Source organism: Candidatus Defluviilinea gracilis (assembly GCA_016716235.1).
In the GTDB taxonomy this organism is placed as follows: domain Bacteria; phylum Chloroflexota; class Anaerolineae; order Anaerolineales; family Villigracilaceae; genus Defluviilinea; species Defluviilinea gracilis.
Genome location: JADJWS010000003.1, coordinates 423,452 through 441,971, shown reverse-complemented (window position 1 = coordinate 441,971; position 18,520 = coordinate 423,452). Strand labels below are relative to the sequence as shown.

Genomic DNA, 18,520 nt, shown 5'->3' with positions numbered 1-18,520 from the left:
CCTTCCCCCATTGGGGGAAGGGAGTCTAGTCCCCTCTCCCATTGGGAGAGGGTTAGGGTGAGGGAGCGCTTTCCACTTTCTCTCATCCAGAGTACACTTTCCGCATGAACGAATCCCAACCATCCCATCTCGCCGATAGCGACCTCCCGATATCTGCCGAGAATCTTCACCTTTACGGTAGGTTTTGGGATGTGTTGTCTGTATTGATCTTCGGTTTCGCCGCTGTGGCGGTTCTCGCTTCACATGCAGGCGACTTAACCTGGCGCGAGTGGGCAGTGGCGGGATTGTCCGTTGCTCAAGGAGCGCTTTACTTATTCTGCATCCGAGGCGGCGGCTGGCCCATTTCACAGAAAAACCTCACCATCTATTTTGTGGGCGGAGTTTGTATGTGGGTGTTAGCCTGTTGGTTGAATCCGTTTGCCTGGTGGCTGGGCTTCACGTACTTTGGTCAGATGTTCGGTTTACTGCCGCTGAGGGGAGTCGTTTTTGGAACGGCTGTTGTCACATTCTTTATTCTATTAATCATTTCCGATTGGAATATCACGCAAATTCCCTTTGGCGCCGCCTTTGGTTTTTCGTTCATGTGGATTGGCGGCATGGCGGTCTTTCTATTTATTTATGGCATCATCCGCACCAGCAGTCAGCGGGCGGATTTGATCACGAAGCTCGAGTCAGCCCAAAAGGAGTTGGAAGCGGCTCGTCAACGCGATGCCGAATTGGCGACCTTGCGCGAACGGGAACGTCTCGCGCGCGATCTGCACGACAGCCTCGGTCATTCGTTGGTGGCGTTGTCGGTTCAACTCGAAGCGATCCAACGTTTGTATAAAGTGGATGCCGATAAAGCCTCCGCGCAAGTGGATGAGCTCAAAGACCTCACCCGCGCCAGCATGGATGAACTGCGGCGTTCGCTCGCGGGTCTGCGTGCGCCAGGGCTTGGTGAAAGAAAATTGAGTGAAGCGTTGCAAACCTTGAGCGTGGATGTTGCTCAGCGCGCGCATCTTGCCGTCACGTGTCACATTCACGACGATGCGAATCAACTTTCGCCCGTTCATGCCGAAACGCTCTGGCGTGTCGCGCAAGAGGCGCTGACGAATATCGAACGTCACGCCGCCGCGCGGAATGTGGATTTAAATCTCGACATCGAGTCGCAACATGTAACGCTCACGATCACAGACGATGGATGTGGTTTCCCTGCGGATGCCGAGAACAAGCCCGGACATTATGGATTACGCGGGATGCGCGAACGCGTGGAGGGACTCGGCGGCGCGTTGACTCTCTCGGGTAACAGTGGCGGTTCACGCGTCGACGTGAGACTGCCTCTGCTCTAATGGCTTTATCTACACTGACAAATTGGATGTATCCTTTTTAACATCATCTACCCAGACCCTGCTCATTGGGCACAAACCATGATCTTCAACCAATTAACCTTCGTGCTCTTTGTGTCCTTCGTGGTTAATTTTTAACTCTTATGTCAACCACCATCAACCTCCTCCTCGTCGAAGACCAGACTCTGATGCGTCAGGGGTTGAAAACGATTCTCGATCTGGAACCCGGCTTACACGTCGTGGGTGAAGCGGGGGATGGTGAACGCGGTATGCAACTCGCGCTGGAACTGCGTCCTGATGTGATCCTCATGGATGTGCAGATGCCCGTCCTCAACGGCGTCGAAGCGACGGCGAAATTGTGCCGCGAGTGGGCGCAGGCGAAGGTCATCATCCTCACCACGTTCGACCGCGACGATTATGTCTATCAAGGCGTGCGCGCGGGCGCGATGGGATATTTGCTGAAAGATACGCCTGCCAATAAATTGATCGAAACGATTCGGCGCGTGCACGAGGGTGAAGTCTTCATCCAGCCTGAGATCGCCTCGCGCGCCTTGCGTGACATGATGCGTCCAACATCGTCCACGATCGAATCGCTTTCCGAGCGCGAACGGGAAGTGTTAGTGTTGTTGGCGCAAGGCGCGTCGAACAAAGACATGGCGGAAAAATTGTTCATCACCGAAGGGACGGTGAAAAACCACGTCTCCAACATTCTCGCCAAACTGCAAGCCGAGAACCGCACTCAGGCGGCGGATATTGCGAGGAAACAGGGATTGGTGTAAAAAGGATTCACGTACCTTGAAACAATGGATGGGGGTTAAGATAAACGAATCAGGCAAAGGAGGAGCGCCATGACTTCCACCGAGAGAAAAACAAATACGCGCAATTTCCCTGTCTTGCAGAGAATTCTGGTGAGGCTGGGCTGGCTGGCGGTAGTGATGACATCCATTGTGTACAGCGTCAATGGATCGTATCAACAACTGTCGGTTGAACAATTGGATATTGAGAAGTGGGTATATGTCTATCTCAATTTCGGTTCGTTCGTGGTCGGCGTGATCGCGGCGGCGATCATTTTCTGGCGCAAGCCAATGGATCGACTCGCCGTGATCGTATCCCTCATGCTCGTTACGTGGACCAGCACCAGTACCGGGTTCGATCTCTGGTCATCCATGAACCTGACCGGCGATGAATTGATCAACTGGTTCATCGCTTATTTTCTTAGCACGGGTTATACGCTGTTATTGTCCATCCTGTTGCTCTATGTGTTGTTGACCTTCCCCAATGGACAATGGACGCCCGGCTGGACGCGCTGGTTTTTCACGCTCAGCCTGCTTGGGATGTTGGTACTGCCCGTTTACCTGTGCGTGATGATCTTCCTCGCTTCAGGATTATCGGATGCGATACGGATCTTCCTCCTCGATACCCTGCCCGCGCTGTTCCGCCTGGGGGTATTGGGATTGGGCGTATTGGCGCAGGTCTACCGCTTATTCGTGACGAAAGACCCGCTTCAACGCCAGCAATTGAAGTGGATCGCCCTCTCGCTGGTCGGCATGACCTTTTTCTACATCCTGTATTGGTTGAAGTATCAGATTTTCGGATACGTCGCCGGCTCCATCGTTGACCTGACCCTGTTCTTCCTGACGCTTTTCTTCACCTACGGTTTTATCGTCACCTTTGCGATCTCCGCGCTTCGTTATCACATCTGGGATATAGACATTGTCATCAATCGCACATTGGTCTATAGCGCTCACACCGCCATTATGGGATCGTTGGGCATCACCGGCGCCATTTTGTTCGAACTGTACGCAAAGCAATACCTGAGCGCCGAGTCGCCTTTCTTCGGGTTGTTAGCGATCTTCCCTGTGGCGCTTCTGTTCGTTCCTTTGCGCGACGGCTTGCAAAATTTTGTGGACCGTCGTTTCAAGCCTGAGGAGATCGATTTCAGCGGCACCATCGTGGAGTTCGCCCCGGAGGCGCAGTTGATGTTGTCTTCCACTGACATTTTGAAGATCCTCGCCCGGCAGGTGAAAGAACAATTGGACTTGACCGGGGTCGACATTTTCCTCAAACACGAAAGCGGAACCTTGTTCCTGACCGAGCCGCTACCCCAGGAGGGAGAGTTGCCATCGATCACTCTTGTGGAGAAAGATCGCCTCTTGCTTGACAGGGGAGAGGTTGTCATTCCCGCGGACGCGTCTCATTACTCGTTATACCTGCCGCTCACCCTGAAACGCGCCTCCAAGCCTGAGTTCCTCGGCGTGATGGCGTTCGGTAAACGCGAGAACGGAGTTGGGTATTCCTCGTCCGTGATTCGGAGCCTGCAAAAATTCGGCGCGGAGGCTGGCAAAGTGCTGTACGTCGCCAAACTGCGCGAAAGCACGGGCCGCAACATCATGGAACGCCTTGCCTCTATCGAGAGAGGTCTGGCGAGCTTGAAGACGAACCCGACGTAGATTGTTTGTAGATTACCTCTTTTATAGGTCAAAAAGTTTTACCGCTTGTGAAAGCGGACGTTAGAGAACGTCCGCTACACAAATAATAATTTCGCGTAGGGTGCGCTCTCTAGCGCGCCTTAGCAAGAGGTTTTATAAAAAGAGACTCGCCCAAAAGCGAGTCTCTTTTACGAAGTACGCAATACGCAGTAGGAACTACTTCACCAAATTCCTCAACACCGTATGGAGAATACCCCCGTTGCGATAATAATTCACCTCTACATCAGTGTTCAGCAGAGCGGTGACTTGGAATTCGACCACTGATCCATCGGCTTTGGTTGCCTTCGCCGTCAACACTGCTTTCGGTGAGATGTTGTTCAAGCCTGCGATGTCGAATACTTCATCGCCTTTCAAGCCAAGCGACTCAGCAGTCTGCCCATCCATGAACTTCAACGGCAGTACGCCCATGCCGACCAAATTCGAGCGATGGATGCGTTCGAACGATTCGGCGATGACCGCTTTCACGCCTTGCAGCATCGGACCTTTCGCCGCCCAGTCGCGGCTGGAGCCGGAGCCGTATTCTTTCCCGGCAAGGATGATGCTTGGCACGCCTTCGCTCTGGTATTTCATCGCCGCATCGAAAATGGACATGACCTCACCCGAGGTGTGATGCTTCGTCCAGTTGCCTTCCTTTGGCGCAACCAAAAGATTCTTGAGGCGGATATTCGCAAACGTGCCGCGCGCCATCACGAGATCGTTGCCGCGCCGCGAGCCATACGAGTTGAAGTATTGCGGAGCCACATCGCGTTCCTGTAAATATTTCCCGGCGGGCGAATCGACCGCGATGTTACCGGCAGGGGAGATGTGATCGGTGGTGATCGAGTCGCCGAACATGCCCAGCACTCGCGCGCCTTTGATATCTTTCACCTCGCTGGCGTCGAGAGCCAAGGTTTGGAAATACGGCGGATGATGAATGTACGTGGAGTTCTCGTCCCACTCATACAGATCGCCGCCGGTCACTTTGATATCCTTCCACATGTCCGAGCCGCTGAACACATCGGAATATTTGTCCCTGAACATTTCCGCGCGCACGCTCGACGACGCGACATCGTTGATCTCTTTTTGCGAGGGCCACAGATCTTTGAGATACACCGGCGCGCCATCGGAGCCTGTGCCAAGCGGTTCTTTATCGAGGTCAATGTCAACTGTCCCTGCCAAAGCGTATGCGACGACAAGCGGCGGACTGGCTAGGAAGTTTGCCTTCACCAGCGAGTGGATTCTCCCCTCGAAGTTTCGATTCCCAGAAAGCACCGCCGCCGCTACAAGATCGGACCCTGTGACTGCCTTCGCCACCTCGGCCGGTAACGGACCTGAATTGCCGATGCAGGTGGTGCATCCGTAAGCGATGACGTTGAACCCGAGTTTGGCGAGCGGATCGAGCAGGTCGGCTTGCTTCAAATATTCGGTCACCACGCGAGAACCGGGCGCGAGCGAGGTCTTCACATACGGCTTGACGTTGAGTCCCTTTTCGACGGCTTTCTTTGCGAGCAATCCTGCCGCCACTAACACAGACGGGTTGCTTGTGTTCGTGCAAGACGTGATCGCCGCGATGACCACCGCGCCATGCTTCATCTTCATCGAGCCGCCGTTCGTTCCGTAGGTGGCTTCGGCGTTCAGGGCTTCGGGCTTCAATTCGAATCCGCGCTCTTTGACCGGCGCGCTCAAGATTTTACTGAACGTCTCTTTCAACTCGACCATCGGGATGCGATCCTGGGGACGTTTGGGTCCAGCCAGCGATGGCACAACAGCCCCAAGGTCCAGTTCGAGCGTGTCGGTGAATTCGGGTTCATGCATGGACGCATCATGGAAGAGTCCTTGCGCGCGCGCGTAGGCTTCCGTCAACGCGATGGTTTCTTCGGAGCGGCCCGTCAGCCGCATGTAGCGAAGAGTCTCTTTGTCCACCGGGAAATAGCCGATGGTCGCGCCGTATTCGGGAGCCATGTTGCCGATGGTCGCGCGGTCGGGGAGCGACATGGTTTCAAGCCCGGGTCCGTAGAACTCGACGAATTTATCCACCACGCCTTTTTTGCGGAGCATCTGTGTGACGGTGAGGACGAGGTCGGTGGCGGTGACGCCTTCTTTGAGTTTGCCGTGCAGTTTGAAGCCGATCACATCCGGCAGGAGCATGTCCATCGGTTGACCAAGCATCACGGCTTCGGCTTCGATGCCGCCCACGCCCCAGCCGACCACGCCGAGTCCGTTGATCATCGTGGTGTGCGAATCGGTTCCAACTAATGTATCGGGGAATACGACGATTTCTTTGCCGTCTTTCTTTGTCATCACCATATCAGCCAGATATTCCAAATTGACTTGATGGACAATACCGGTCATCGGCGGCACCACACGGAAGTTTTGGAAGGCATGTTGTCCCCACTTGAGGAATTCATAGCGTTCTTTGTTGCGCAAAAATTCCATTTCGGTGTTGCGTTGCAATGCTTCCGGGGTGGCGAAGAAATCCACTTGAATGGAATGGTCAATGACGAGATCGACCGGCACAAGCGGATTGATCTTCTTCGGGTCGCCACCGAGACGCGCCACCGCCGCGCGCATGGCGGCAAGATCAACAATGGCTGGCACGCCGGTGAAATCCTGCATGATCACGCGGGCAGGCAGGAAGGGGATGCCGGGGCGGCTTCCCCCCTTTAGGGGGGACGGGAGGGGGGTCCATGCGGCGATATTTTTCACGTCTTGCTGGGTAATTTCCTTGTCGTTGCATTGACGCAGAGCCGCTTCCAACATAATGCGGATCGAAAACGGAAGCCGCTTGAGTTGGGTCAGACCCGCTTTTTCCAATGCGTCGAGGCGATAGTAGGTGTATTCCTTATTCCCCACTTTCAAAACATCGCGCGCTTTAAAGTAATCGTTCATAATGTTCTCCTTTGGTGGTCTGTATTTCCGGAGCGCCGACTTAAGTCGGCGTTACCGGTTCCACACAAACTTGCGAAGAACACAAAGGTGCGCCTTTGCCATCCTTGCTATGGTTTAGATTATAACTTCAAATCCTTTTCCAATTGCTTCACAAGTTTTGCTTTTTCGTTTTCTTCGATAAAAGACGCTTTTGCCGCCGCCACGATGCGCTGCTTCAAAGTTTTTTGCGGCATTTTCAAGTCTTCGCAGGCGGCGTAATATTCATGGCTCAAGGTGATGCGCGAAATGCTGGGGTCGTCGGTGTTGATGGTGACGTTCAAGCCCGCCTCGAGCATTTGCATGAGCGGATGTGTTTCGAGCGATTCGAAAACGCCCGACTGATAATTGCTGGTGATGCACACTTCGAATGCCGTCTGTCGTTCGCGCGCCAACGCCACAATGGAGTCATCTTCCATCACGCGCACGCCGTGACCGATCCGTTCCGCGCCGATCTCTTCGATGGCTTCGCGCACGTTGTAAGCGGGTCCCCATTCGCCCGCGTGGATGGTCACATGCAGACCGGCCTGCTTCGCCTCTTTGAATATCCCGTAAAACGGTTGCGAAGGAAAGTCCGCTTCGTTGCCTGCCAGATCGAGCGCAATCAAGCCGTCTTTCACGTGGTCTGCCGCCAGCCAGGCAACCTGTTCGGCTAATTCCGCGCTTTCGTGCCGGTTGACAGAGGCGATCAGCCGCACAGTCACGCCGTGTGTTTCCCCCGCATCCTTTGCGCTGGACAAGACCCAATCGATCACATCATGGAGGGGGAAACGTTCCGCGCGACTCAACGCAACGGGCGTGAAGCGCAATTCCATGTACTTCACATTGTCCTTCGCCGCATCTTCGACGGCTTCGCGCGTAATGCGATGGATCACGTCGGGCGAGCGATAGAACAGCCGCAGGGTGTTGAATTTGCTGAGAAAATTCTGGAAGGTGAGTTTGTCTTCTTCTTGGATCTGCACCAACGTGCTTAGTCGCAACACGTCTGCCGGGATGGTGATGCCGTGTTGCGTTGCGACGTCGAGCATGGTGTCGAGACGCAGTGAGCCTTCGAGATGACGATGCAACTCCACCTTGGGCAATGCCCGAAACGTATTCAGCGAAGCGGTGACTCGTTCGACGGCGCTCATGCGTTAGTGTCTTCGACGTCTCTTCTTTCGGTTTTCATCCCTGTTTTCCTGTTGCATCTCCATTGCGGGAGCGTCCGACGCTTCCAGCGCGGCGATTTCAACCGGGCGGGGTTGATAAGCAAACACGCGCCCGATCACCAGCCCGCGAATATCTTCGATCAGTTGCGCGAACATTTCCGACGCGCGTCCTTTGTATTGTACCAGCGGGTCGCGTTGGGCGTAAGCCTCCATGCCGATCGAGACCCTCAAGGCTTCGATGCGCGTCAAATAATCCACCCACAGTTCAGTCGTAGCGCTGAGCAGTAATTGCCGATGGACTTCATTGAGCACGTACTTGCCGATGGATTCGATCAACGCCTCGCGATCAGACTCAGGGATGCCTGATACGGCTTCGTTCAGCCGCCCCTCCCCAAACGCCTGTTTGGCGGGGATGCCGAAATCGCCCAGTTTTTGCGCGTTCGCGGCGATACGAGTATATTCGCGTTCGCCCCATGCGGCGCGCAAGGCGGTCTCGGCTTCTTCGAGGTGCGTCAGCACATCTTCGGTGATCGTTTCGGCTTCCTGTCTTTCGAGTAATTGGGCGATGAGGAAGACATAATTGAAACGAGGGAACACTTGCTTCACCTGCCGGTGTTTCTGGTCGTAGCCGGTGCGCGATTCTTGCGACAGAGAAATTAGAAGTTTAAGCGTCGTTGTTTCGTTAATGGTGGAAGGCATCAAGGTGTCGATATCGCGCGCGATCTGGCTGTTCAGGCGTTCACGCCTGCGCTCGAGGGCGGCTTGCGCGGCATCGATGAGTTCGTCGGCGATGTTGTCCCAGTTGGAGACTTCGAACCGTTCGCCGAGCGATTCGCCCGTCCGTTTGGCGGCGGTATTGACAACCCGCGCCACAGTGTTGGCGATCAACTGCCCCTCCACCATTTTGCGGATCGTGTCTTTTGCGTCTGCCGGGTCCTCGCCCAGCGCGCGCATTTGTTCATTGTTGAGTCGCAATTGCATACCGACAAGGCTGTTGATCTCTTCGAGCATCTTTTGCGGGCGCAAACGGTCCGCGTCTTCGCGGTCTCGCAAGCCTTCGAAGTATGCGTCCAGGGTGTCTTCGCGGCTGGCAAGTTGCGATTGCAAAGACTGTTCCGCGTTGTCGATGAGGTGTTCGATGGCGCGTTGATGATGGACGTTCTCGGCTTCGATGGCGCGGGAGATTAAGTCTAAGGTCGAATGTCGAAGATCGTCGGTGGCGGACAACTCTCGAAGAAGCAGAGACAAGCCGAAACTGGGGAAGAGGCGGTCGCCGGTCATGAAGGCGGGTTGCACTTGTTCGAGCCAAGCCATCAACTTCCAGGGTCCCTCTTCGTCAGCCAATCCGATTTCGACGCGTTGCTTCACTTCGGTCTCGAGCAGGGTGGCGATATCGTCGCTCAGGTCTTCTTTTTCGAAGATGCGATCGCGTTGATGGTAGATCTGTTCGCGTTGTTTGTTGAGCACGTCGTCGTATTCGAGCAGGTGTTTGCGCACGTCGAAGTTCGCGCCTTCGATGCGGTGTTGCGATTGTTCGATCAGTTTGCTGACCATGCCCACTTCGAGGGGAAGCGATTCGTCCACGCGCAGGCGATCCATGATGGCGCTGGTTTGCGCGCCGCCCTGAATGCGCATGAGATCGTCTTGCAGCGAGAGATAGAAGCGCGAGGAGCCGGGGTCGCCCTGGCGCGCGGCGCGACCGCGCAACTGGTTGTCGATCCGCCGCGCGTCGTGGCGTTCGGTGCCGATCACGTGCAAGCCGCCGAGATTTTTCACGCGTTCCATGTCTTCGAAGTATTGCAGGAAATGTTTGACCTCGGCTTCGTAAATTCCAAAGATGGAAGGGTCGCTGTGTTGCAGGGCAACGCGGCGTTCTTCCAACGACATGTCGAAGGGGTTCTCGTAGCCCGCTTTGCGCAAGACGCGGTTGGCGGCTGAGATCACCTCTTCGGCGATCTCGCCGCCGAGTTTGATGTCCACGCCGCGCCCCGCCATGTTGGTGGCGATGGTCACGGCGCCGAACGCGCCCGCGCCGGCGATGACCTGCGACTCTTCGGTGTGTTTGCGCGCATTAAGCACCTGATGAGGAATGCCGCCCTGTAACACCGACTTCAGTCGGTTGCTATCCGACGAATCCAATCGCAACACATCAAGCAGGATGTTGATGTTCGACGGGTCCTCGGGGTTGATGTTCGTCACGCCGAGGGGCTGGATGAATTTCCGCAGGGCATCGGCTGTGATTTTTTCGATGGGATCGTTGAGGAATTGCAATTCAGGGATGGCGAACTCGCCTTGTTCGCGATTGTTCGCCTTCAACCACGCTTCGCGCGCCAGGGCGATCTGCATCAACCGTCGGACAGGTTCCGCTTTAAGCCGCGACGAAAGCCGCTCGGAAGATTCCACCGAGGTGGTGCCGACTAAGAGCGGGCGTCCGCGCGCGTGTTCGCGAATGGCTTCGAGAACGATGGCGCGAAGTTTTGCCTCGAGCGTTTTGTAGATGACATCGGGATAATCTTTGCGACGGAAGAAGAGCGGCTCTTCCTGGGTATCGTCGCGCTTCGAAAAGTAGGAATACGAATAGCCGCCGTCGTCCTTTGTTTTAATTTCGATGAGCGGCGCGTCTTTTCCGAAGGCTTGATATTCGAGGTTCGGCGGGATCGGCGCAACTTCCAATTCGTAAATCTTGCTGAACTCTTCGGCTTCGGTGAGCGCGGTGCCGGTCATGCCGCCGAGTTTCTTGTACATGCGGAAATAATTTTGCAGGGTAACTGTGGCATAGGTCACATTTTCAGGCTCGATCTTCAGGCCCTCTTTGGCTTCCACGGCTTGATGCAACCCGTCGCTCCAGCGCCGACCGGGCATTTGCCGCCCGGTGTTTTCGTCCACGATCACAACCTTGCCGCCCTGCACGAGATACTCCTTGTTGCGATGGAACAAAAATTGCGCGCGCATGGCTTGTTCGAGATAGCCAAGCAACCGCGCTTGCTCGGGAGAAATATCTTCGGGTCGGTCGGGATCGGTCAGTGTTTGCCCGAGCAGTTGCTCCACATGCGCCAGCCCCGATTCGGTCAACGGCGCGTTGCGGTCTTTCTCGTTGACCTCATAATCATCGGGCTTCAGTTGACGAACGACCTGCGCCATCTTCCCGTACCATTCCAGGTTTCCCGAAGCGGGACCGGAGATGATCAATGGCGTGCGCGCTTCGTCGATCAGCACATTGTCCACTTCATCGACAATGGCGAAATAATGTCCGCGCTGGACGCGGTCGCTCAGGCGCATGGTCATATTGTCGCGCAGGTAATCAAACCCAAATTCCGAGTTTGTGCCGTAGGTGATATCCGCTTCATACGCGAGGCGGCGCTCCACCAACTGTAATTGATGCTGGTCTTCATGCGTCGATTCGCGCTCCAGGTCGACGAGCAATGCTTTTTTCCCGTTTTCGGTTGCCGCCGCCATTTGCAACACGCCCACCGAAAGCCCAAGCATGGAATAGATCGGAGCCATCCAACGCGCATCGCGCCGCGCGAGGTAATCATTCACGGTGATGAGGTGAACGCCCTTGCCAAGCAGAGCGTTGAGATAGATCGGCAATGTGGCAACGAGCGTTTTCCCCTCGCCTGTGCGCATTTCAGCGATCGAGCCGCGATGCAGGGCAACCCCGCCGATCAATTGCACATCGTAGTGACGCAAACCGATGGTCCGCTTGGAGGCTTCGCGCACTGCCGCAAACGCCTCGGGTAGGATGTCTTCCAGCGCGTCTTGCCCAGCCTCGAACTGCTCCCGCTCCGTCAGCCCATCCGCCTCTCCGAGGCTTTGCGCGATCCGCTCTTTGAACTCGTCGGTTTTGGCGCGCAGGGCGTCGTCGCTCAACGCTTCGAATTGCGCTTCGAGCAAATTGATCTCGTTTGCGATTCCGCTATATTGTTCGATGGTCTTGCGATTGGGGTCGCCCCCAAATAGTTTTACGAAACTTTTCAGCATTAGGTTACCTTTACGGACGGGAATTATACTGCTTCCTGCGGCGGGTTATCGTAGCACGCGAGTATTAGCGAAATATAAAAAGACACGAGCGTTTTCGTGTCTCTCTACTGTGGGGTTTCAAGGGAATCGTTTTTCTTTGCTGGCGCGGGTCGCGTCAGCTGGGTCGATCGCCGCCGTTCCCGTGGCTGTTCCGCATGCTTATCCATGCGGCCGAACACCCCAGTTCCAAACAAATTTTTACGACTTGTTTCCTGAATTCGACGCGACGAGCGTTAAACAAGCGGGGCGGATAACCCGCTTCAGATACTTTCAGCCTTGCAAAAATTCGAGCGATCTCGGCGTCTCTGGTTTCGAGGCTCATTTACAGTTCCTCGAGTTGCAAACCAAGCGCTTTTCTCAATTTTGCGATCCCCCGGTTTTGAATCACCTTGATGTTGTTGACTTCTTTTCCAACGATATCCGCAGTTTCTTTCAGGCTGAAGTCTTCCAGGAACCGCAGGATGATGACGTGCCGCTGGTCGTCGGTGAGTTCCGAGTTCATGGCTGAGATCAACGCTTCCATCATAACGCGCTCTTCGATCTGGGTCTGGGTGGGGGTGAGTTGCCCTCTGTCGAGCCGGTCTACGGCAACTTCCAGCGGGGCGGTATGCTGGTTATCGCGCGACCGGTCCACCACGAGGTGATACGCGGTCTGATAAAGGTAGGAACGCAAGTTCGTGCGCGGACCTTTCCCCGCGGCGAATTGCTCGAGCAGTTGAGCGAAAACATCGCCGACGATATTGTCCGCTTGAATTGGGTCGTGACATAAACGGAGCGTGTATTTGTAAATGGCAGGGGCATATTGGTCGAAGATGGCGGTGAGCGCTTCTTCGTCCAATTTTTGGGCGGCTTTGAGCAGGGAAACAACGTCGTTCATGAGAACACATCCGCGGTTTCCCGGGTCTTCAGCGGAGAAACAAAAGATAACGACAGGTTAAATGGGATCATAAATCCGTTTCAAATCTTAATCCTATTATAAACCCGTACTCCTGTCTAGTGAACCACTTTACAAATTCCTCATAGTACTGATGGCGCCATGTATATTTCGGATGGGCGTTCCGCCCTGTCGTAAGAAACCTCGCAACTCCGAGTCTAATCAATGTCAGGCTTGATATAATCGCGCAAGGAGTTGCCCATGTTTTCATTTGAAGGACCCGATCGGCGCAAGGAAGAGGAACGCATCAAACAAGAAGGGCGTCTTCCGCCTGGTCAGGCGCTCACGTTCAAATTTCCTGTCTTGCATTACGGACCTGTGCCGCGCTTCAACGCCGCCACATGGGACTTCCATGTCTGGGGCGAAGTGGAAGAGGAAAAACGCTGGACGTGGGATGAGTTTAACAAATTGCCGCGCGCCAAAATTCAAATGGACATTCACTGCGTGACGCGCTGGAGTAAGTTCGATACCGTGTGGGAGGGCGTCTCGATCAAATCTCTGGTAGATCAGGGATTCATCAAGATCAAGCCGACCGCCACCCACCTCATGCAACACGCGGAATACGGGTTCACGGTCAACATCCCCTTGGAAGTCGCTTTGCAGGATAATTTTTTACTCGCCACCCACCTGAACAGCGAGCCGATCTCGCCCGATCATGGCTATCCCTTGCGCGGCGTGGTGGGTTTCCTCCCCGGACGGGAGGAGATGGAAACGCCGTATTTCTGGAAAGGCGCAAAATGGCTCCGCTCGCTGGAGTTCATGCCGCGCGATCGCCGCGGGTTTTGGGAACAGGCGGGTTACCACAATCGCGCAGATGTTTGGAAGGAAGAGCGGTTTGGGTGAAATGATAGGAGATGGCGCGGCAGTCCAATTGCCGCGCCATTCACAAAAAGATTGCGCGGCAGTTCAACTGCCGCGCAATCTTTTTATCTAGGGCGTGTTCCCAAAACTACCGGAACGTCCACAGATTTTCCATCGCGGAGAACAGTGAGGATGATCGTATCGCCGGGGGATTTGTTCGTGATGAGATAACTCAATAAATCGTCAAAAGTGATGACGGGGTTGCCGTCTAACGCGATGATGAGGTCGCCGCCGGCGTTCAAACCGGGGATGTTGGTCGGCGAATCGCCCGCGCGGATGCCAGCCTGGTCGGCAGGTCCGCCAGCCACCACGCCGACAACGTACGCGCCGGTGAATTGTGACAGCCCCAGCGCCTCCACCTCGTCCAAGCCCAAATCGCTGTTCGATGAAATCCCAAGGTAAGGATATTCAAATTTCCCATCGCGGATCAAGGCGGGCGCGACGCGCTTGACCAGATTGATCGAAATCGCAAAGGCAACCCCTGAATTCACGGCATTGCCGGTCACCTCGTTGACATTATCTGTGCGGATGGATTGATTCACGCCGATCACTTCGCCATTGAGGTTGAACAGCGGACCGCCCGAATTGCCGGGGTTGATCGCCGCGTCGGTTTGGATGATATCGGCGGTGCTGAAAAATCCGCCGTCGGGGGCGGCGTGCGCGGGTTGGGTGCGCCCAAGCCCGGAAATGATTCCCTGGGTCATCGTGCCGTTCAAGCCGAAGGGATTGCCAATGGCAACCACGGGCTGACCAACCAAAAGCGCGTCCGAATCGCCGATGGGGAGGGGATGGAGTTCCTCGCCGGGCGCGTTGACTTTGATGACAGCCACATCCGCATCCACATCGAAGCCGATGACGGTTCCGATGGCTTTATAGCCGGAGGAGAAGGCGATCTCGGCGGTGGAGACCCCGTCGATCACATGCTGGTTGGTGACGATGTGTCCTGCGCTATCGAACACAAAACCGGAGCCCATGCCTGTGGCGGTGCGAATGGCGACCACGCCGGGGATGACCTGTTGGTACAACGATGCCAGCGAGCCGTCCAAGGGGATGGGGTTGGAGGAGACCGGCACAAGCGTGGATGCGGCCGGCGCGGGCGAATCGGGCGCGGCTGGGGGAAGAGGCGAGAGACCCGGGAGTTGGCACGCCATAGCCGCGAGTGTCAGAATCAAAAATGCGAATAGAGGTCGTTTCATTTTGTCCCTTTCTATGTTGACGGGGATTGGAATCGGAAGGATGGTACTGCCCTGTGGTTAAGTCTAACTGAATGGAGGTTAACGAGAACGAAGGATGCGCAACGTTAGAATTTGATCTTTGAAATTTCTTCGAGTAATTCGCGTTGTTTGGGGTTCAGGTATTTGGGGATTTGAACTTTCAAGCGAACATACAGGTCGCCTTTGGCGGCATGATTTTTCAAATGAGGCATTCCCCGCCCAGCCAGGCGAAAGACCTGCTCAGGTTGCGTGCCGGCGGGAATGTTGAGTTTGATCTTGCCTTCGAACGTTTCCACATCGGCATCGCCGCCGAGCATGGCGGTGAACACGCTGGTTGTCGCTGTGGCGTGCAAGTCGTCCCCGCGGCGTTCGAAGCGTTTATCTTCCTGAACATCCACGATCAAGTACAAATCCATCCCGTTGGGACCTGCTCCCGCCACGCGGACTTTCGAGCCGGTGCGCACGCCCGCCGGGATGCGGACCTGTTTTTTTCTGCTATCCGAATCGATCAGGCGTGTTGCGCCTTTGTACGCCTCTTCAAGTGTGATCTCCAGTTCCTGTTGGTAACCCTGGGTTTGCGCGCGCGGCGATTGTCTTCCGCCCATCCCAAAAATGGTTTGGAAGAAATCGGAGAAGCCTCCGCCGCTCCCGCCGAACAGATCGTTGAGATCATCTACATTGACGCGCGTGCCGCCGTATTGACCCCAATTGAAATCACCCGGCGTTCCGCCGCCTCTCTGCCATTGCGAATAATCGGAGCCGAGCCTGTCGTACGTCGAACGTTTTTTAGAATCGCCCAACACTTCATACGCTTCATTGATCTCTTTGAAGCGTTCTTCGGCTTTTTTATCGTTCGGGTTGTAATCGGGGTGATGCTGTTTCGCCAGTTTGCGATACGCTTTGCGGATGTCGTCGTCGCTGGCTTTGCGCTCCACGCCGAGAATTTTGTAGTAGTCTTTGTAATCCATGGTTGTATTTTTACACCGCGCCGAATGTAAGTCAAGCATCCGTTCGGATGTTTAACAGAACTCTAATTCAGATTTGGACGATGGACGATAGATAGCGGACAATGGTTGATGGTCTATTGTCCATCGTCTATCGTCTATCGTCCGACTCTCGCCTCTTTCGCAGGGACGGCTGATTCAGCCTAGTCAAGTTTTTTCACCAGATAGAGTTCTCCCCGCTCAAACCCGCGACCGAGATAATATCCCCGCGTGCCAACCGCAGAGATGACCGCCATGCGTTTGTATCCGTTTGCGATTGCGATTCGTTCCGCCTCTTCGAGCAAGCGAGTCCCCAGCCCAACGTGTTGCGCCGCGCCATCCTTCTCCGCGCCGACGGGAAGAGACTGTCCATACACATGCACTTCACGGATCAATGCCGCGCCTTCCAAATCGTTGATCTCAGTTTGCGGAGAACTTTCTTTCGGCAAAGACAATCTCACAAATCCCGCGATCTTATCGTCAGGCGTAACATACGAGATGAAATGCTCCTCCGCCGCGCCTGCTGGATAGACGAGATCATCCAGTCTCAGCGACTCGACATCCACCGACTTGCTTTTCACCTCGCGGCATCTCACGCATTGACATTTCGTCCCGCGCCGTTTCAACTCATCCTGAACATCCTGCCGTAAACTAGTTCTGCGATTCCCTTCCACTACATTTGTAGATGGAATGTCTCGAATGACGCGGTTGACGCGGCAATAACGCGGGATGGTCGGTTTGATGTCCGCGATCAAGTCAATCAACTCTTGCGTGGTGTATGGCGTGAACTCGCCGCGTTGCCAGTATTCATACAACTCAGCGTTTGCAAGCAACTGATTCGGGTAGATTTTTATTTCATCGGGACAGAAATCGTTCCACAACTTCGCAAAATCTTCGCGGTCCGATTCGGGAGTCGCGCCGTGCAAGTTGGGCATCCAATGCAACACGATCTTGAATCCCGCCGCGCGGAGCAGGGCAGTGGCTTCACGCGTGCGCTGTACGTCGTGTCCGCGCTTGTTCATTTCAAGGATGCGGTCGTCGAAACTCTGCGCGCCCATCTGAACCTTCGTCACGCCGAGGTGACGCAGCCAGCGGATTTCATCGGGGTTGATCTCGTTCGGTCGCGTCTCGATGACCAGCCCCACGTTGCGGTGGTTTGCAGTTTCATTGATGGAATGGGAATTCTCTAATTCTCTAATCTCTAATCTCTGCTCCTCCATCGGATATTCGTCAGGAGCGACGGCATTCATCGCGTCAAAACATCGCTTGACGAACCACTCCTGATAATCCCGCTTATACGATGACCACGTGCCGCCGAGGATCAATAATTCAATTTTGTCGGTGGGATGTCCCAACGCCTGCAACTGTGTGATGCGCGACTTCACTTGCGCGTACGGATCGAATTGATGTTCCACCGCCCGCATCGCGCCGGGTTCATCAGGCAGATACGATTTCGGCATCCGCGCATCGGTGGGGCAGAAGATACATTTCGCGGGGCAGGGATACGGCTTCGTCAACACCGTCACCGTCGTCACGCCCGAAAGCGTGCGCATCGGCTTCATGCGGAGTCGTTCGAGCAGGCGCGTGTCCGCGTCCATTTCGCCGGACGCGACGAGTTCATTGTACAACGTCACCAGCATGGACTTGTTGAGATACCCGCTCCCATCCGCGAGGGGATGACTTCGCAGGGTCTTCGTCACATCGCTCCCGCGCTGAATCTCCTCCAGCACGAAACGCGCCAGTTCTCTCTTATCGGGGGTGAGCAAATGAGTTGCTCGCCATAATTCACGTCGTTCGATATTCATAATTATTTTTAGGGAGCACACACGTGTTTACCTGTTTACGTGTCTACTTGTTTACGTACCTACCGATCCACTTTCCTTCGCTCCATGGACGAAACATCCACGTGAAATTCGCTCTGCAGTTTCGAAAAATCCTTGTGCTTGAACATGTCGGTGTGAAGACCACACTCCACTTTGCCGCGTCCCTGCCAACGGCCCGCGCGTTCATCGTCATTCAAGCCGATCGCAACCGTGCATGGCGAGCATCCCACGCTCCGATACCCTTTTTCAAGTAATGGATGCGATGGAAGGCGATGTTCTTCCATATACTTTTTCACATCCGCCTTCGTCCAATTCAAGAGCGGATTAATTTTCAGCAGTCCATCTTCCTGTAATTCCAGAATCTTCGCCTGAGCGCGGATGGCGGTTTGGTCGCGGCGGATGCCGCTGATCCATGCCAGCATATCTTTGATGCCTCTTTGCATGGGTTGAACTTTGTGAATGAAGCAACACAAGTTTGGGTCCTCGAGCGGCAGGGTGCGGACCTGTCCTCGCACGAACACATCCCAGCGCGCGTCGCGATACAAGTCCAACACATTCAGTTTCCATTCGGAGGCGAGTTTTTCGCGGAAGGTCAACGTCTCCCAAAAGTGATAGCCCGTATCGAGAAAGTAAACCAGGATATCGCGCTTGGCTTGCGAGACCATATGCAACAGGGGAACCGATTGTGTTTGGAACGAAGAACTGAGCGCAACCTGGGGCCAGAACGCATCCACCGCCCAGTCGATGATCTCTTGCGGCGCGCGCGACTCAAACTCTTCAGAAAGTTTTTCGATCTCCAACGGCGTAAACATGGCGGCA

At 54.9% G+C, this 18,520-nt stretch carries 13 protein-coding genes; 4 read left to right on the top strand and 9 right to left on the bottom strand.

What is annotated here, in order from left to right:
- The first annotated feature begins 104 nt into the window (after positions 1-104).
- The 3 genes from IPM31_15930 (at position 105) to IPM31_15920 (ending at position 3,775) form a co-directional block, all read left to right on the top strand.
- Entirely contained in the window at positions 105-1,328 is a 1,224-nt protein-coding gene (locus IPM31_15930) for a sensor histidine kinase (GenBank protein ID MBK9008471.1), read from the top strand.
- Positions 1,329-1,468: 140 nt separating this feature from the next.
- Entirely contained in the window at positions 1,469-2,104 is a 636-nt protein-coding gene (locus tag IPM31_15925; protein ID MBK9008470.1) for a response regulator transcription factor, read from the top strand.
- Positions 2,105-2,173: 69 nt separating this feature from the next.
- A complete protein-coding gene (locus IPM31_15920; GenBank protein MBK9008469.1) occupies positions 2,174-3,775 on the top strand; it encodes a hypothetical protein in 1,602 nt (533 codons plus the stop codon).
- Between the two features lie 195 nt (positions 3,776-3,970).
- Here the strand turns inward: IPM31_15920 and acnA are convergent, their stop codons facing one another.
- From acnA to IPM31_15895, 5 genes are all read right to left on the bottom strand, one after another.
- Positions 3,971-6,682 carry an aconitate hydratase AcnA gene (acnA, locus tag IPM31_15915; protein MBK9008468.1) on the bottom strand — a complete coding sequence of 904 codons (2,712 nt, stop codon included), beginning with the start codon at positions 6,680-6,682 and terminating at the stop codon, positions 3,971-3,973.
- A gap of 119 nt (positions 6,683-6,801) precedes the next feature.
- On the bottom strand, positions 6,802-7,848 hold the full coding sequence (gene add / locus IPM31_15910) for an adenosine deaminase (protein MBK9008467.1): 1,047 nt from the start codon (positions 7,846-7,848) through the stop codon (positions 6,802-6,804).
- Between the two features lie 3 nt (positions 7,849-7,851).
- Positions 7,852-11,847, bottom strand: coding sequence for a hypothetical protein (locus tag IPM31_15905; GenBank protein ID MBK9008466.1), 3,996 nt, complete (start codon positions 11,845-11,847; stop codon positions 7,852-7,854).
- A 154-nt stretch (positions 11,848-12,001) separates the two neighbouring features.
- Positions 12,002-12,208: a hypothetical protein gene (locus IPM31_15900; GenBank protein ID MBK9008465.1), complete on the bottom strand. Its 207-nt coding sequence runs from the start codon at positions 12,206-12,208 to the stop codon at positions 12,002-12,004.
- On the bottom strand, positions 12,209-12,763 hold the full coding sequence (locus tag IPM31_15895) for a sigma-70 family RNA polymerase sigma factor (GenBank protein MBK9008464.1): 555 nt from the start codon (positions 12,761-12,763) through the stop codon (positions 12,209-12,211).
- Between the two features lie 258 nt (positions 12,764-13,021).
- Between IPM31_15895 and IPM31_15890 the strand changes: the two genes are divergently transcribed.
- Positions 13,022-13,663 (top strand): molybdopterin-dependent oxidoreductase, encoded by a 642-nt coding sequence (locus tag IPM31_15890; protein ID MBK9008463.1) that lies wholly within the window; start codon positions 13,022-13,024, stop codon positions 13,661-13,663.
- A gap of 83 nt (positions 13,664-13,746) precedes the next feature.
- Here the strand turns inward: IPM31_15890 and IPM31_15885 are convergent, their stop codons facing one another.
- From IPM31_15885 to IPM31_15870, 4 genes are all read right to left on the bottom strand, one after another.
- Positions 13,747-14,877, bottom strand: coding sequence for a trypsin-like peptidase domain-containing protein (locus IPM31_15885; GenBank protein ID MBK9008462.1), 1,131 nt, complete (start codon positions 14,875-14,877; stop codon positions 13,747-13,749).
- A 104-nt stretch (positions 14,878-14,981) separates the two neighbouring features.
- On the bottom strand, positions 14,982-15,863 hold the full coding sequence (locus tag IPM31_15880) for a J domain-containing protein (GenBank protein MBK9008461.1): 882 nt from the start codon (positions 15,861-15,863) through the stop codon (positions 14,982-14,984).
- A gap of 179 nt (positions 15,864-16,042) precedes the next feature.
- Positions 16,043-17,683, bottom strand: a complete 1,641-nt coding sequence (locus IPM31_15875; protein MBK9008460.1) for a tRNA uridine(34) 5-carboxymethylaminomethyl modification radical SAM/GNAT enzyme Elp3 — start codon at positions 17,681-17,683, stop codon at positions 16,043-16,045.
- Between the two features lie 59 nt (positions 17,684-17,742).
- The gene (locus IPM31_15870; protein MBK9008459.1) at positions 17,743-18,513 is read right to left on the bottom strand and encodes a phosphoadenylyl-sulfate reductase; all 771 of its coding nucleotides are present in this window, start codon (positions 18,511-18,513) and stop codon (positions 17,743-17,745) included.
- Positions 18,514-18,520: the final 7 nt, after the last annotated feature.